This window comes from Amycolatopsis sp. NPDC051716, assembly GCF_040681595.1.
In the GTDB taxonomy this organism is placed as follows: Bacteria; Actinomycetota; Actinomycetes; order Mycobacteriales; family Pseudonocardiaceae; genus Amycolatopsis.
Genome location: NZ_JBFAZA010000047.1, coordinates 25,764 through 40,669, shown reverse-complemented (window position 1 = coordinate 40,669; position 14,906 = coordinate 25,764). Strand labels below are relative to the sequence as shown.

Annotated in this window: 18 protein-coding genes and 2 pseudogenes; 15 read left to right on the top strand and 5 right to left on the bottom strand. The window is 66.7% G+C overall.

What is annotated here, in order from left to right; translation table 11 throughout:
- Nucleotides 1–56: 56 nt before the first annotated feature.
- Entirely contained in the window at nt 57–299 is a 243-nt protein-coding gene (locus AB0M30_RS41890; protein WP_364596484.1) for a helix-turn-helix domain-containing protein, read from the bottom strand.
- On the opposite strand from AB0M30_RS41890, the gene AB0M30_RS41885 reads away from it, so the two are divergent.
- The 5 genes from AB0M30_RS41885 (at nt 274) to AB0M30_RS41865 (ending at nt 3,154) form a co-directional block, all read left to right on the top strand.
- The gene (locus AB0M30_RS41885) at nt 274–567 is read left to right on the top strand and encodes a hypothetical protein (RefSeq protein WP_364596555.1); all 294 of its coding nucleotides are present in this window, start codon (nt 274–276) and stop codon (nt 565–567) included. The genes AB0M30_RS41890 and AB0M30_RS41885 overlap by 26 nt on opposite strands.
- A gap of 74 nt (nt 568–641) precedes the next feature.
- The gene (locus AB0M30_RS41880; protein ID WP_364596481.1) at nt 642–1,154 is read left to right on the top strand and encodes a hypothetical protein; all 513 of its coding nucleotides are present in this window, start codon (nt 642–644) and stop codon (nt 1,152–1,154) included.
- A 931-nt stretch (nt 1,155–2,085) separates the two neighbouring features.
- Nucleotides 2,086–2,505, top strand: a complete 420-nt coding sequence (locus tag AB0M30_RS41875; protein WP_364596478.1) for a hypothetical protein — start codon at nt 2,086–2,088, stop codon at nt 2,503–2,505.
- 1 nt (nt 2,506) lies between these two features.
- Nucleotides 2,507–2,767: a hypothetical protein gene (locus AB0M30_RS41870; RefSeq protein WP_364596475.1), complete on the top strand. Its 261-nt coding sequence runs from the start codon at nt 2,507–2,509 to the stop codon at nt 2,765–2,767.
- Nucleotides 2,768–2,806: 39 nt separating this feature from the next.
- On the top strand, nt 2,807–3,154 hold the full coding sequence (locus AB0M30_RS41865) for a hypothetical protein (protein ID WP_364596472.1): 348 nt from the start codon (nt 2,807–2,809) through the stop codon (nt 3,152–3,154).
- Nucleotides 3,155–3,990: 836 nt separating this feature from the next.
- On the opposite strand, the gene AB0M30_RS41860 is transcribed toward AB0M30_RS41865, so the two are convergent.
- The gene (locus AB0M30_RS41860; protein WP_364596469.1) at nt 3,991–4,209 is read right to left on the bottom strand and encodes a hypothetical protein; all 219 of its coding nucleotides are present in this window, start codon (nt 4,207–4,209) and stop codon (nt 3,991–3,993) included.
- Nucleotides 4,210–4,493: 284 nt separating this feature from the next.
- Here AB0M30_RS41860 and AB0M30_RS41855 point away from each other — a divergent pair, with 284 nt between their 5' ends.
- From AB0M30_RS41855 to AB0M30_RS41825, 7 genes and pseudogenes are all read left to right on the top strand, one after another.
- Nucleotides 4,494–5,534, top strand: coding sequence for a hypothetical protein (locus AB0M30_RS41855; RefSeq protein ID WP_364596467.1), 1,041 nt, complete (start codon nt 4,494–4,496; stop codon nt 5,532–5,534).
- Nucleotides 5,535–5,591: 57 nt separating this feature from the next.
- Nucleotides 5,592–5,901 (top strand): annotated as a pseudogene (locus tag AB0M30_RS41850) (TetR/AcrR family transcriptional regulator); the annotation flags it as partial.
- A gap of 136 nt (nt 5,902–6,037) precedes the next feature.
- Nucleotides 6,038–7,552, top strand: a complete 1,515-nt coding sequence (locus tag AB0M30_RS41845) for a carboxylesterase family protein (RefSeq protein ID WP_364596464.1) — start codon at nt 6,038–6,040, stop codon at nt 7,550–7,552.
- Between the two features lie 21 nt (nt 7,553–7,573).
- Nucleotides 7,574–8,317: pseudogene (locus AB0M30_RS41840) on the top strand (alcohol dehydrogenase catalytic domain-containing protein); the annotation flags it as partial.
- A gap of 52 nt (nt 8,318–8,369) precedes the next feature.
- Nucleotides 8,370–8,585, top strand: a complete 216-nt coding sequence (locus AB0M30_RS41835) for a zinc-binding dehydrogenase (RefSeq protein ID WP_364596461.1) — start codon at nt 8,370–8,372, stop codon at nt 8,583–8,585.
- A gap of 18 nt (nt 8,586–8,603) precedes the next feature.
- Entirely contained in the window at nt 8,604–8,936 is a 333-nt protein-coding gene (locus AB0M30_RS41830) for a hypothetical protein (RefSeq protein ID WP_364596550.1), read from the top strand.
- A gap of 561 nt (nt 8,937–9,497) precedes the next feature.
- The gene (locus AB0M30_RS41825; protein ID WP_364596458.1) at nt 9,498–10,667 is read left to right on the top strand and encodes a hypothetical protein; all 1,170 of its coding nucleotides are present in this window, start codon (nt 9,498–9,500) and stop codon (nt 10,665–10,667) included.
- On the opposite strand, the gene AB0M30_RS41820 is transcribed toward AB0M30_RS41825, so the two are convergent.
- Both AB0M30_RS41820 and AB0M30_RS41815 read right to left on the bottom strand, forming a co-directional pair.
- Nucleotides 10,555–10,938: a hypothetical protein gene (locus AB0M30_RS41820; RefSeq protein ID WP_364596455.1), complete on the bottom strand. Its 384-nt coding sequence runs from the start codon at nt 10,936–10,938 to the stop codon at nt 10,555–10,557. The genes AB0M30_RS41825 and AB0M30_RS41820 overlap by 113 nt on opposite strands.
- Entirely contained in the window at nt 10,889–11,257 is a 369-nt protein-coding gene (locus tag AB0M30_RS41815) for a hypothetical protein (protein ID WP_364596452.1), read from the bottom strand. Before AB0M30_RS41815 ends, AB0M30_RS41820 begins: the two co-directional genes overlap by 50 nt.
- A gap of 113 nt (nt 11,258–11,370) precedes the next feature.
- Here AB0M30_RS41815 and AB0M30_RS41810 point away from each other — a divergent pair, with 113 nt between their 5' ends.
- A complete protein-coding gene (locus AB0M30_RS41810; protein ID WP_364596449.1) occupies nt 11,371–11,667 on the top strand; it encodes a hypothetical protein in 297 nt (98 codons plus the stop codon).
- A 389-nt stretch (nt 11,668–12,056) separates the two neighbouring features.
- Nucleotides 12,057–12,428, top strand: coding sequence for a DUF742 domain-containing protein (locus AB0M30_RS41805; RefSeq protein ID WP_364596446.1), 372 nt, complete (start codon nt 12,057–12,059; stop codon nt 12,426–12,428).
- Nucleotides 12,429–12,557: 129 nt separating this feature from the next.
- Here the strand turns inward: AB0M30_RS41805 and AB0M30_RS41800 are convergent, their stop codons facing one another.
- Nucleotides 12,558–13,958 carry an MFS transporter gene (locus AB0M30_RS41800; RefSeq protein WP_364596443.1) on the bottom strand — a complete coding sequence of 467 codons (1,401 nt, stop codon included), beginning with the start codon at nt 13,956–13,958 and terminating at the stop codon, nt 12,558–12,560.
- 121 nt (nt 13,959–14,079) lie between these two features.
- On the opposite strand from AB0M30_RS41800, the gene AB0M30_RS41795 reads away from it, so the two are divergent.
- A complete protein-coding gene (locus AB0M30_RS41795) occupies nt 14,080–14,646 on the top strand; it encodes a helix-turn-helix domain-containing protein (RefSeq protein WP_364596440.1) in 567 nt (188 codons plus the stop codon).
- Nucleotides 14,647–14,906: the final 260 nt, after the last annotated feature.

The following is a 14,906-nucleotide window of genomic DNA, read 5'->3' as shown; positions in this document are numbered from 1 at the left end:
GGTCTCTTCCTGGCCGTAGGCCATCCTTACTCCTCTTCTCTGTTACTCCGCCCGCCTCACGCGGCACGGAAATCCTCGGCAAGCTCCGCCAGCGGCACCCGCCGCCGTAGCGGCTTCACCGGCGCCGCACTCAGCCGCACGATCTCGGCAACATCGCCACAGGTGAACCGGTAGTGCTTCCCGAACCGGTGATGCGGCAGCACCCCAGCGGCGGTCTGGTCCTTCAGCGTCCGCGGCGACAGCTGCAGCAACTCCCCCACCTCTTCCGCGCGGGTGGACGTGCTCCAAGTCGAATACATGCGTCAGGAGAGCACGACCCGCAAGACCAAGCTGGCTGCGCTCGAAACGTTGACCGCCGGCCGGGATCGACAGGTCGCACAGTCCGCTACGTATCGGCCCGGCGGCGTGCTGGGCGCCTCCGACGCAGCTCGACACCTTGCCGGCCTGACCGGCTTCATGCTGATCGACGAGCTGGACGTCGTCGGAGACCCCGTGGCCCGGCGCAAGACGGCCGAGCTGATAAAGGTGCTCAGGGATCAGGGTTTAAGCTGCTTTTGGTCGGTATAGCGGAGACGGCCGCCGACTTAACCGGCGCGCACACGTCAGTCCAGCGATCTCTCCGCGAGACCGAGCTACAGCTGATGACAACGGATAGCCTCCACGACATCATCGCGGACCGCGCCCGGGCGCTGCGGCTAGTTTTCGAGGATGAAGTGGCGGAAGCGATCGTCCGACTCAGCGCCGGCTACCCCCACTTCACGCACCTGCTGGCGTTGAAATCCGCCGAGAACGCCATCAGAACCGGGCGCCGCCGCATTGAGCGGTCGGACTTGCCGTTGGCAATGTCGACGGCGGTGGAGGACGCGGAGGGCTCCTTGCGGACCACATACAACGCGAGCGTCCGCGCGCAGACGGAGGTGTACCGCAAGGTACTGACGACGGCAGCCTCCCTGGACGATCTCGAATTCACGATTTCCCAGCTGCGCCACAAGTTTCCGAAAGATTTCGACCCGACCGGCCCTCTGCGTAAACTGGTCTCGAACGACGGATCGACAATTCTTCGCAGAGCCGCCAAAGGTGCATACAGATTCAGCGACCCACGAATGCGCAGCTACATTCGAATAATTCACCTCATGGTCGACCCGATCACGTAGCCGTCGCGGCATAACGGGCGGTGCACGCCATCGCTAGGTAAACCCCGCCCGGAGCAAGGCCAAGAGGGAGCCCCCGGGCTCCTGCGCAGGCGTTCGAGGACGGCCCGTCCGAGCCTGCGGGTAGGCCGCTGGAGCCTGCCGGCGACGGCAGGCCGAGGTGGATGGCCGCCGCCCCGCGAGCCGCAAGGCGACCGGGAAACAGGATCCGGCTTACATGCCAGCTCGTCGACGTCTCCCTGCACTCGTGAGCGGGCGGTTCCCAATGGTTACCCGGCAGTAGGGTGCGGGCATGGCGGGTGACGAGCGGCGGTCCAAGTCGGCTTTCGATTCCTTGGCGTCACCGATGGCCGGCTTCCCCGTCTGCACTCCTTCGCCGTCAAGATCATCCGCGCATTCCTCCAGGCCCGACGATGACGACCACTCGCATCTCCCGATCACCCGTCCGCCGACCTCACCATCCGGGCCGCCAGAACCAGCCACCCGAATACTCGCACAACCAGCAGATACAGGAACCTCATGACGACAGAACGTGATCATGAGGCACGGTATCGCCAGTCCATCAACCGCCGCCCACACTCCGCGAACCGGCTGGCCAGCACCCATGACAGCGTTTCCGGTACTCACAGGTGAGCACGGGATTTCGCGGTGTCCTGTTTTTGTCCACTAAGCCAGATTCGTCCACTCGATGGGCGCTTTCATCGAGAGTGAAGCCTGGTCGATCGACAGGCCCAGTTGACGTCGCGCCCAACCTCGTCGGCTGCACCGTTACGGGCAGCAGGAGATCCTTTCGAATCCGACGCGAGCTTGTGACCTTATGACGAAGTTCCTCTAAAACCGAAATTCGCAGGAGGGAAGTTGCAACACGGGGTCGCGAGATGGCGATATAGGACCACGCAAGCAGACGGGAGTCAACACAGCTGAGGAGCTTGAGATGGAGGAAATGCCGGCGTGGAAGGTGAAGCTGGTCCGCGTCGTGGTCTGGGTGCTCTTCGGAGTCATCTTCGGCCTCCTGCCGGTGATCATCGCAGCGTTCAGGGACTCGGTATCACCCGAGGGGCTCAACCTCGACAAGATGCTGGGAAGTGGTGAACTTCTGATCGTCGGAGCGGTCATCGCCGCAGGCGCGACGGGCGAACTCTTTGCCTCCAGCCGACGGAGGTCCACCGACGGGATAGTAGCCAACCTAATGTGGATATTCGCCGGGTTTGCCGTCATTGCCGCCTTCGCAGCTGACACGATTTTGTACCTCATAGCTGTCGGACCATCACACTCAGCTATGACCAGCTTGTCTTTGATCTTCTTTTCGGCGACAGTAGTGGGGACCACCATCGCGGTAGGAACGGCGGCATGAGATGAACGCATTGGTGTGGGCCGTCGTGGCCATGTCAGTCAGCGCCCTGACCGCTCTGGGGTCTCTAGCCATGGCGGTCGTGGCTAGGTTGCGTCCTCGTAAGCAGCCAACGCGTGTCCAAATTCGGACACCGAGCACTCAGGTCGCAGTCGAGCTCGACCCAGGCGCGTCTGACCAACAGGCGAAGGAGGTATTCGTCCAGGCGCTCGGACAGACACGTCAAAGCACCACAGCGTCTTCGCCGAGGGCTTCCAGCTGCTGAACTCGTGAACAGTGCGCATCTCAGTTCAACCTCACCCACATGAGTGAGTTTCGCCTGACGAGAGAGGTGGTGGCCGTCCCCTCGCTCCTACTGATGCTCGCGGCGAACGGGCTCGAACCTTCGCGCGCGCACCCACAGCTGAGTTCTCACCGACCGCGCCGTCACCTCATCCGTCGCCGCGCGTTGCAGCGGGATCAGGCGGACGACGTTGTCGTGCGCCTCAAGCTGCAAGCCACATTGCTGCCGCCACCCGCCTACGAGGCTTCGCTGGCTACTACCGCGGACCAGCAAAACCGGGACCAGCACTGGGCCGTGACCGACTGGGATGGCAAAAGCATGGCCCACGCCGCCCACCACAACGACAGCACGACCAAGGGCTTCTCCTAGAGTCGTGCCGACGCAGAGACCATCTTGGCGGCGACAGCCGAGTTACTCGGGAGGCGAGCGCACACGGGCACCCAACGAGACAGGGTCATCATGCCACTGTCCTGTCCCGTAAGTAGGTGATCAGATCGGCTACTGGCGGTTGATGGCTCCAACACGCGCCTACCAACAGTTGGCCGGGGCCATGATCGTCGCCAGCGCAATGCTCGTGCGGCGCTCACACCGGCCCAGCACCGGTTCGGCCAGGCGTGTCCGCCACGTACGCACTGACCGCCCAAGAACAGCTGGCTCGTTCAGTAGTCATTAGGGCCCCGTCCGCGCCGTCTTCGTCGCTGGCCTTCGGAGGCCCGGGGAGCAGCTGTCGGAGGCAGGCCGCGCCGCGCGCATCACCGGCGTGGTGTGTCGTCGGCCGCGAAGACGACAGTTCCACGGCATAATCGCGGACAAGGCGAGCAGCCGCGTCCTGACCGACGAGCGGTGCACCGCTGCGGGCCCGCACTGACCACCTGGGAGATCATCCCGGACGCGCTGATGTACGGGATCGGGCTGACTTCGGCATCCAGCATGCTGGACGAAATCGTGTCGGCCAAGGTGCCGGAGCGGGACACGGCCCGACACCGGGGGCGATCAACACCGTCCTGCAGATCGGCGTCGCGGCTGATTTCGCGATCTCCGGAACCCTGCTGATCCCGTTAGTCGCGGCCGACGAGCCTTCACCTCGGCGACCACCACGACCCTAGCGGCGGAGGCGGCCATCTTCGTCGCCGCGGCGGTCGCGCCCCTGGTGATTCCGCCGGGGAATGCGCGTCGAGCAGTGAGCCAATCCCAGCCGGTCGCGATCACGCGCCGCCATCGCCGTGTCGACGGCGAAACGCACTCAGCAGCACCGTTCCCCCGCCGACACCGCCGACAAGCGTCGAACCTAGCAACCCGATCGCCGCCAAGCCGATCGAAGCGACGACGACCAAGAGCAGAAGCATCCGCACGAACGACTCGCGGTCGCCGGCGAAGGCCAGCTCGACAAGCCGAGCCAGCTGCCTCCAGCCGGCCGAGTCCACCGCTCGACCGCTCTGCGACCGGTGCACACGTGGTCTGTCCATTTCCGCTCCCAACACGAACCAACGAGGGCTTCCGCTACCGATGGAATCCACTATCTCAGCAGGTCAACGGCGGTTTTACCGTCGATGACATCTCGTTACGCTCATCTGAGGCGGCTCAGAAACGGTGTGATCCCAGGCCGAAACCAGGTGTGCGAGCCCATCGGTCCCAGCTCGCGCGAATTGATCATCAGTAACTCGGTTTATGATGAGTTACGTTGCGTGATGCCGTGAGAGGAGACGCCATGGGGCGCGCTTGGCACCAGCCGGACCTGCCTCCCGGCCCGGTCCGAGCGCTGAAGACCGCGTTGCACCGGCTGCATGCGAAAGCCGGGTATCCCAGCGTCATGCAGGTCGCCGGCTGGATCGCCCGGAATTGGACAGAGGAAGACAGCAGCCGCCCGTTCTCGACAACCACGTGCCACAAGGCGCTGATCACCGGCGAACTGCCGAACCGGAACGTGATGCTCTGGGTCGTCGATGCGTTCATCGGGCTGGGGCGCATTCGCGACGAAGAAGCAATCCTCGATTCGTTTGAGCGGCTGTGGCAGGACGCTCACGACGACCGGGTTCACCCGCGGTCGGCTACCGAAGGCCCTGGCGCCTCGACAACAGCGCGGTCCGATACCGGAACACAACCTGATCCGAACGGGGATCTCTCGCTACCCAGTGGCCAGCAATTCCACCACCACCTCGGCAAATTCGTCGACCACCTAACTCAGTTCGCAGTCCTCCGCGAAGCCGACGGGCGACGTCTCACCATCCAGGTCCTCAACGACGATCCGGATTGCAGCGTCGCCGTCGCCGAGCATTCGACAGCGCGGCCGCATCTCTTCGCCCTCGTCCTGGCCTGTCACAAGCAGCCGGGCGCTCTCATCCGGCTGTTGGACGTGATCGACATGGTGACGGGGTCGGACGGCCCGACGACCGATCAAGCCAGGGCTATGCTCAAGGTGCCGGCCTCGCCGGGTCCGATATCGCAAGCCGACGACCTCGGCGAAGTCGTCGACGCACTGGAAAGAGTGCCCGAGCTCCGCGAACTCGCCGGGCGCAACCTCGCCATCGAGATGCTCACGGAATCTCTGGGGATCGACCTCGGCGTCGAAGAGATACCGATAACCCGACCGCACATCGCCGCCATTGCGAAAGCGTGCATCGTACACCACCCCGGCACGTTGGTGAAGTTCGCCGAAGCCGTATCCGTCATATCGCCGAACTCCAAATCGACCGTTTTCGCGCTCGAGAAGGTGAAGAACTACACGCGCATGCGGGCCGGCACCGGTTAGCACACCCGAGACTCGGGAAATCTCGGCCAGGAACCGCAAAGGTCAGCGGCACAAGCTTCGTTCCGGGTCTGGACCACCGACCATCTCGCGCACTACCTGATGACCAAGCGCGGCCTGGCCGACGCCCTGCGCGTCGAGACGTCCGCCCACGGGGAACTTGCCCGCGAGCGCGTACCACGCGATGGTCGGCGCGGTCTCGACTCTCCTGACGGCGAACGTCGACGCCGGGACCGTCCGCGACGGCCTGACCCCGGAGACGGTCCTGCGGGGGTTGGCCGGGCTGCGCTACCTCGGCCCCGGCGAGGACTGGCGCGCGCAGACCGCCGCGCTGATCGATTTGCTCTGGTGCGGCATGGGCAGGACCTGAAGGGCTTCGCGGGCCCTGTTCGCCGGAGAACAGGGCAGGTCGTCCACAGAGATCGACAACTCGAACAGGTGAACCCGCCGAACTCGGGGTACGGGACGACGAGGGGCAGGGAAAAGTGTCACCTGGTGACCACCAGATGACCGCTGCCGGCAGGGCCATTTGCCGAATCCCGGGAAATGATCGAGAACAAGCAACCGCGCCGGAAGGACTCATCATGACCGCCACCACACCCACGGCCCCGACCGCACCAGGGGTGCGGTCCTGGTGGGGAATCCCGTACGCCACCGCCGAGCGGTACCGCCGCCCCGTGCTCGCGGACTTCGACCCGGACCGCCCCTATGACCGCAAGGGCGTCGCCCCCGTCCAGCCCGACACCGGCGACTGGCTCGAAGCCGACAGCGGGACCGGCGAAGACTGCCTGAACCTGAACGTCTGGGCTCCCGCGAAGCCGGCCGGGAAAGCGCTCCCGGTGGCCGTGTACGTCCACGGCGGCGGTTTCGAGTTCGGCGCGAACACGCAGACCACCTCGAACGCCGCCGGTCTTGCGGCCTCGGGGCGGGTGGTGAGCGTGTCGGTCAACTACCGGCTCGGCGCACTCGGCGCGGTCTCACTCTCGCAGTACGGCGGCCGGCTCGCCGAGGCCAGCAACCTCTGCCTGCAGGACATCATCGCCGCGCTCACCTGGATCAAGCAGAACATCGCCTCCTTCGGCGGCGACCCCGGCCAGGTCACCGTCTACGGCCACAGCGCCGGCGCCTACTCCACCTTCGGGCTGCTCGGCGCGTCCTCCGCGGACGGGCTGTACCGGCGGCTCGCCGGGTTCTCCGCCGGACCCTCCCGTCTCCAGCCCGCCTGGTGGGCCGAGGAACTCGCGCACCGGTTCGTCACCGAACTCGGTGTCGCGGACAACCCCGAGAAGCTGATCGACCTCGACACCGCCTCCCTGGTGACCGCCCTGCACAAGGTCACCCCGACCGACCTCGGAGCCCGCGGCGGGATGGACTGCCAGAGCCTCGGCGTCGTCCTGGACACCGGCCGGCCCGGCGCCGTGCTGCACGCCCACCCCATGGACGTCCTGGCCTCGGGCTCGCACCGGGACATCGACGTACTCCTGAGCTTCGCCAGCGACGACATGGGCTGGTGGGTGGCCAACGACCTCGACCGGTTCGACCCGCACACCGTCGACCGCATCACCGACGAAGTCGCGGGCTGGCGCATCCCCCGCTCCCGCGCGAAGAAGATCGTCGATGCCTACGACCAGGGCGGCCGCACCCCGGCCGAGGTCCGTGCCGCGCTTCTGACCGACTACATCTTCGGGCTCCCCGCCGCCCGCGCCGCCCTGACTCACGCCGCTGCGGGCGGCAACGCCCACCTCCTCGCGATCGGGCCCGCCGAGGGCGCGCCCGCCGTGCACGGCACCGAGATGTACGCCCTGGTCGGCCAGGAACAGCCGGGCCGCAGCCCCGACCAAGCCGAGCGTGACACGCGTATCCGCGACATCGTGCTCGACTTCGCCACCGGCGAGCAGACTCGTCTGTGGCCCGCCGTCACCGACCGGCCCACCGCGGAAAGCGTCGGCCACCCGCCCTTCGAGGCCGACGCCCACTACCAGGCGGCCCTCGATTCGTGGGCGAACATCGACCGCCCCTGAACACGCGACAAGGAGTTCGGCATGAACCCACCGACAGCAGCCGGCGACGCCGCACCGGTGACGATGCGAGCCGTCGTCGTCACCCGGCCCGGCGGCCTCGACGCACTGGAGATCAAGGATGTGCCGGTACCCGCACGCAAGCCCGGCTGGGTGCGGATCAAGGTAAAAGCGTTCGGCGTCAACGAATCCGAGGTCAGCACCCGCAAGGGCGAGTCGGATGCGGAGGTCACCTACCCGCGCGTCCCCGGCATCGAGTGCGCCGGCGTGGTCGATGAGGCCGACGAGAGCAGCGGACTGCGGCCGGGACAGCAGGTGGCCACGATGATGGGCGGCATGGGCCGCTCCTACGACGGCGCGTACGCCCAGTACGTGACTGTGCCCGCGGAGCAGGTCATCCCGTTCGAGACCGGCTTGCCGTGGGACGTCGTCGGCGCGCTGCCGGAGATGTTCCAGACCGCGTACGGCTCCCTCGCCACCGGCCTCGGCCTGCAAGCGGGGCAGACGCTGCTGATCCGCGGCGGCACCTCCACGGTCGGGCTGAGCGCGGCCACGATCGCGAAGGACCTCGGAGCCACCGTGCTGTCCACCACCCGCAGCCCGCAGAGGGCCGGGGAACTGCGGGCCGCGGGCGTCGACCACCCTCTCGTCGACAACGGCGCGATCGCCGACCAGGTGAGGGCGCTGATACCGGAGGGTGTCGACGCCGCACTGGAGCTGGTGGGCTGCTCGGTCCTCGCCGACACCCTCCGTACGGTCCGCCGGGACGGCACCGTCTGCTTCACCGGAGCCCTGGCGGGCCAGTGGACGATCCCCGTTCATGATCCCCACCGGGGTGCGGCTGACGTCCTACGGCGGTCAGGCCGCCGACCTCCCGGCCGACGTCTTCGCCCACCAGCTCCAGGCCATCGCCGCAGGGCGCCTCACCGTCCCGATCGCGAAGGCCTACCACGGCCTGGAACAGGTCCGAGATGCCCAGGCCGACGTCGAGTCCGGCACCACGCCGGGCAAGCACGTCGTCGTCCTGGACGACTGAAACCTGGGCCGCCGCGTGATGTTCGCCGTCGTCTACCTCGCCACCGCCCCGAAATCCATCGCCGTCTACCGCGGCTTCGACGCGGCCCACCGCGCCGCCCGGCGCACCGGCTCGCTCATGCCGCCCGCCCACATCCTCAACGCCCCGACCCGGCTGATGAAAGACCTCGGCTACGGCAAGAACTCCCAATACGACCCCGACACCGCCGACGGCTTCTCCGGCGCCGACTACTTCCCCGCCGACATGGACCGCGAAACCTACTACCAGCCCGCCCACAACGGCTACGAGATCGAGATCGCCGAGCGCCTGCGCGAGTGGGCCGCCTCGCGTGCTCGCCGACAACGCGGATGACCGGGCCGGATGCCACCGAAGCGGGGCGCTGCTTGGGCCGTCGGTAGCAGGCATCGACCCGAACCGGACCGATCACGCCCTCCGGTCAATCCCGTCCAACCACAAATCGGGGCCACCAATCCGCTGACCGCGCAGCTGCAGCACAACTTGCCCCGCCAACCACTACACCGGTTACGAGACATGCCTTAGTTTCACCAGCGCGTCCCCTTCACACCGTCATTGATCACGAATCGACCCATAAGTGCGGTAAGAATCCACGAACGTCCGCAGCGAACTAGAAGTCCTGCCGGCGGCCCCGTCAGGGTGAACGAGACTGCCCGTTGGGGCAGACGATGAGCGGGACGGTTGCCATGACCTTGGAGCAGTGCTGAAGTGGAGAGCAGACCTGCCTACGGGGGATCTATGCCGGCGCATCAGCACGACACGTACGTCACGCCTCTGAGCCCCAAGGTTGACGTGACGCGGCGTGGTAAATCACCCGAAACCGCTGCCAGAGTCGCTAGAGCACATGTGAACCCCATTGCAATCGGTAGACTGCAGACGTCTGCCGGGAACCGAGCCGTGAGCCATCTCATTGCGGTGCAACGAGCGCCGCTCAGCTCCGGACCGTCACTCGATGAGCGCTATCGCTCCGCCCTGCGGACAGCGAAGGAGACCGGAGACTTCAAGACCGCGGCTGAACTGCTGAACGGTTTCAACAGGCCGGACATCCTGAGCAGACTCGCCGAACTGACCGACGAGCAGGTCAACTACATGCACGTCGGGGCGAGGAGCAATTCGGCGGTCGGCCCTGGCTCGCAGATCGCCGAGCTAACGAGGCCCGGCGCTCCACGCGCGTCCACGGTGGGCTCGGCCAGCAGCCAAGCACCGAGGCTCCAGGCGCCGGCTAGGCAACCGCCGGAATTGTCCGACGAACAGATCGCCGCGATGACGCCAACCGAACGGCTGGTGGCAGCTTTCCACGCCGCTGACATCAACGCGGCGGTTCGCGAAAAGATTCTCAGCGTGCTGACACCGGAGGCGTTGGTCGCCGCGGTCATCTCGTTCGCAGCGGTGTTCATCGCCTCGCAGTTGACCCCGGTCGGCTGGGCGGCCGACATCGCCCTTGGACTGACCGCCGTCTTCATCGGAGCGGCACTATTCCGCGCTGCCAACCATTTGATCAATTTCGCAGACGCGCGCAACGCCACCACACAAGGACAGATCAACGCGGCAGGCCACGAATTCGCCCGCGCCGTGGCCGAACTCGAGGTCGATGCCCTCCTATTCCTGATCATGCGAACTGCCGGTGGTGGTCCGCGTGGCGGCACGCCGCTGAGCGGCCCGCCATCTCCCGGCTCGGGCGTGCTGCTCGCGACGTCGCAAGGTCAGCTGGTAATCGTCGCGGCCGACACAGTCCCGGCCGTAGTCGCCGGCGAACTCGGAATCACCGCGGGCACGTCCGCGATGGCCATGTCCGGTGGCCCACGGGACAAGGACTACTACGAGGAGAAGTACGGCGACGCCGAGGAGAACGACATGCCCCGGCGGCAGCGAATCAGTGACGGGAACAAACAGGAACTCGAAAAATCCGGGTGGCTGAGGCAGCGGATGCCCGACGAGGAACGTCGTCGCGAGTTCATGGAATGGCTACAGAAAGGCCATGAGCAAGGCGAAGCCCATACACATCTGCGACCGGGATCGCGAGAAGCCGAGGCCGCGGTTCGCGAGTTCGAAGCGGAAAACCCTTGACCGAGTTGTTCGAATGTAGAAGATCTCGGACGCGGTCGAGAACCGAGGCTTGCACCCTTAACCGACATTGGCCTCCGAGAAGCCGCTGTCGCTTGATCCGCTGAGAGTTGAGCCCTGCCGCAGGGCGGGCCGGCCAGGGTGGGCGAAGCTCGCGAGAGCGGCGCGGCCGCCGACCGTTGTAGTGCTGCACGTACTCGGCGAGCACGGTCCGCAGATGCTGCTCACCCAGGATCAACACACGGTCGGTGAGCTCCGTTCCAGCCGTGAGCACGAACCGCTCGGCGTAGCCGTTCGCCCGTGGGGCAACGCGGAGGAATCCGCACCGTCTCGATGCCCACGTCGGCCAGGACGGCATCGAAGGAGGCCGCGAACTGGCCGGCCCGGTCGCGGATAGGAAATCTGTACCCGTCCGCTCGATCACCGAGCTCCATGACCAGGTTGCGGATCTGCTGGGTGGTCCATCCACCGTCCGGGTTCGTGGTCGTGCCCAGGACATGGACGTAACGGCTGCCGACCTCCAGCACGAAGAACACGTAGATCCGCTTGAGTGTGAGCGCACAGTCGACGGGGAAGAAGCCGCGCGCCAGCATCGTCGAAGCCTGCGTGCGCAGGAACTGCGCGAGGACGTGTCGGTGTGCCGGTCCGGCGCGGGAGGTATGCGCGCCCGCTTCAGGATCCGCCGGATCGTCGAGGAACCGATCCGGTGTCCAAGCTTGAGCAACTCACCCTGGATCCTCTTGTACCGCCCGTGGTGGTTCTCGATGGCCATTTGTTCGATCAACTCGGTGAGTGCCTCGTCGACGGGCGGACGGCCGGCTCGGTGTGGGTAGGTCCACTTCGCGGTGACCAGGCGCCGGTGCCGGCACAGGATCATGGCTGGGGTGACCAACCGGTGCAGCCGCAGCCCCGCGGGCAGCAGACCCACCAACCGGAGGAAGATCAGGTAGAGCAGATGCCTGCGCTCAAAGCCGGCTATGAGCGCCAGCCGTACGCCCGGTGACCAGAATCGCCGCCCGCCCTACCACCTAGCATGACTCTGCGCCTGGCTCCACGCGATCTTGGAATTCCGCCTGTCCGGGCGACGGCGACGGCGCCTACAGCACAAAAGCCAGCGGTTCCGACCCTCGTGGCCCCGCGTGCCGGCTGAGCACCTCGCCGATCTGGCGGGATCGCGAAGCCGTCGCCCCGTTCCCGGTATCGGAAGCGACACCGCGACCGGTCAAGCTGAGGCGACTGTGCCGCCGTCCGTCGATCAGATGGCGCAGCTTTCTGGATGTCGCGCAGCGAAGCCACCGACTGTTACCAGTTATTTACCCGTTCGGACGATTGCTGAAGATTGGTTGACCGACAAACATTTCCGACAGTCGATAATTGCGGTGAGGAGCCGATGTGGAGCCGGCGTTAGGGCTCGAGCTGGACACGGCCGATCTTGTCCGTCCGTACTTCCGCACCCATGGACGTACGCGGCCCACGCGCACGCTGCCCGTCGAAACGCTCATTGCGGCAACCGAGCGAGGCCGTGCTCCGGAGCACGGCTGCTCTCGCGAAGAGGCCGCGATCTGCCTCCTGTGCCGCTCATCGCAATCGGTCGCGGAAATCGCCGCGTATCGACGAATTCCCCTGGGCGTCGCACGCGTCCTGGTGTCCGACCTCGCCGACCGTGGCCTGGTAGCTGTCCAAGACACGCAGCTGGCCCCCGGCGATCGTCCCAGTGTCGACTTCATGGAGCGGGTTCTTCGTGGTCTTCACGCAATGAGGTAACTACTCTCGCCGCAGCCTCGCAGCCGAACCAAGTGTGCGGCCTGGCATGGCCCAGCGGAGTATCGCGGCGGTGTCGGGGCGGAGGCGGTTGCTGGCGTGTGTTTCTCGGAGCCCGCTGACCAACACCACTCAGCTGGATGGCGACGCGTCTCGGGGACGAGAAGCTACTGCGACGAGGAGCAGGGACAGCCCGCAGGCCGCCACGAGCCATCCGGGGTAGATCGCTCGCGTGAACGCTTCGGATCGCGCGCCGGCGACCAGTCCGCCGGCGATGGCAATGCCGACGGCCGAGCCGACCTGGCGTGCCGTGGAGGTGATGCCGCCGGCAACGCCGGCACGTTCTGGTGGCAGTCCGCTGACGGCCGTGTTGGTGATCGGTGCGTTGGCGAAACCGACCCCGATGCCCAGGAGCAGGTAAGCCGCCAGGAGCACCGCGGTGATCGTGCTCAGTGTCAGGGCCGCCCACAGCACGCCACCCCCGGCGGCGATGAACACTCCGGCAAGGACAAGGGGGACACGTGGCCCCAACCGGCCGGTCAAGATGCCCGACAGCGGGGCGCACACGGTCGCACCGACCGCCAGCGGAAGAACCGCCGTACCCGCGGCCAGCGGTGTCCAGCCGCGACCTTCCTGAAGGGAGAACGTCGTGAACAGCACGGTCACCGACAAGGCGACGAACACGGCGACCGCGCCCAGCACCGCCGCGGCGAAGGGCGGGCGCCTGAACAACCTCAGCTCGATCAGGGGCGCCGGCCTGCGCAGCTCGACCCACGCGAAGGCGAGCGAAATCGCCGCGATACCCGCGTATCCGCCGAGAATGATCGGGGAGGTCCCACCCAGCGCAGGGGCCTCGATGAGCAAACCCACGACCAGTGCGAGGAGCCCCGCCAGCAGCACCTGGCCGGCCGGGTCGAGGCGCCGTGCGTGGCCGCCGCGCGACTCCGGGACGAATTTCGCCACGAGCACCACGGCGGCCGTCACCAGCGGGACGTTGATCCAGAACACCGATCGCCAATCAAACCCGGCCAGCAGGGCTCCTCCCGCCACCGGGCCGGCGGCCATGCTCAGGCCGAACACCGAGGCCCACACGCCGATCGCACGGGCCCGCTCGCGGGGGTCAGGCGTCGCGTTCACGACGATGGCCAGCGCCACCGGGCTGAGCATCGACGCCGCCACGCCCTGGGCGGCCCTCGCGGCGATCAGGGCACCCACCGAAGGGGCCGCCGCGCACGCCACCGACGCGAGCCCGAAGCCCACCAGACCGAGCTGGAAGATCCGACGGCGACCGAACCGATCGGCCAGGGCCCCGGAGGTGATCAGCAAGCTCGCGAACACGATGGTGTAAGCGTCGACGACCCACTCCAGGGCCCGGGTTCCCACCGCGAGACCGTGACCGATCCGAGGCAGGGCGACGTTGACGATGGTGGTGTCAAGCCCGACCAGAAACAGGCTGGAGGCACAGATCACCAAGATCGCCCAACGCCGGGCAGCGGTCAGCACCGGAGACGTGGGCGCAGAGGTCGTGGTCAAGAGATAGCTCCCCGGGGTCGGCGGCAAGGTCAAGGACAGCCTGCACACGACCCGGCACGGTTCCCCAGCATCTTTGCGGAAACCGCAAAAGACGGTGCCGGCATGGTGCAGACTCCGCGGCATGGACGCCGAAACCGAAGAGATCCTCAACGGGATCGCGCCTCGCCTGCGCGCGATCCGCCAGTCTCGACGCCTGTCCCTCGAGACGGTCGCGGCGGAGACCGGGATTTCGGTCAGCACCCTCTCGCGGCTGGAGTCAGGCAAGCGCCGGCCCACGCTCGATCTGCTGATACCCCTCGCCCGCGTCCACCACGTCGCGCTCGACCAGCTCGTCGCCCCGCCGGCGACCGGGGATCCACGCGTCCATCTCAAGCCACACCGTCACGGCCAGGGCAGCATCGTCGTCCCACTCACTCAGTACCCCGGCCGCATCCAGGTCTTCAAGCAAGTCCTGGCACGCCGGGAACCAGAACTCGTCACCCACGAGGGCTACGAATGGCTCTACGTCCTCGCCGGCACGGTCCGCGTCATCATCGGGGAACGCGAGTTCACCTTGACCCCCGGCGAAGTCGCCGAGTTCGACACGGTGGAACCCCACTGGTTCGGGCCCGCCGCCACCGACTCCGTCGAGCTACTCCACCTCTTCGGCCCGCGCGGTGATCAAGCCGCGGTTCTTACACATCCGTGAACAACGTCCTGACCCACGAACAACCAGCGCCCGGCCAGACTCCGATGGCACCGGGACATCCTTCACCGGGAACGGGCAACCGGCTCACCTTCAGCGGCAACATCATCGTCGAGACCGGCACCGGCCCCACTCCATACCCGGGGCGCCCAGGAGACGCCGGCCGAGGCGTCGCCGATTGCGGGGCCGGCGAACTGCTGCTGCGAGTTCCGGACCGCGGGGTGGCCGTGGCCTGATGCTGGTCGATGCGGTGTGCGCAAGCT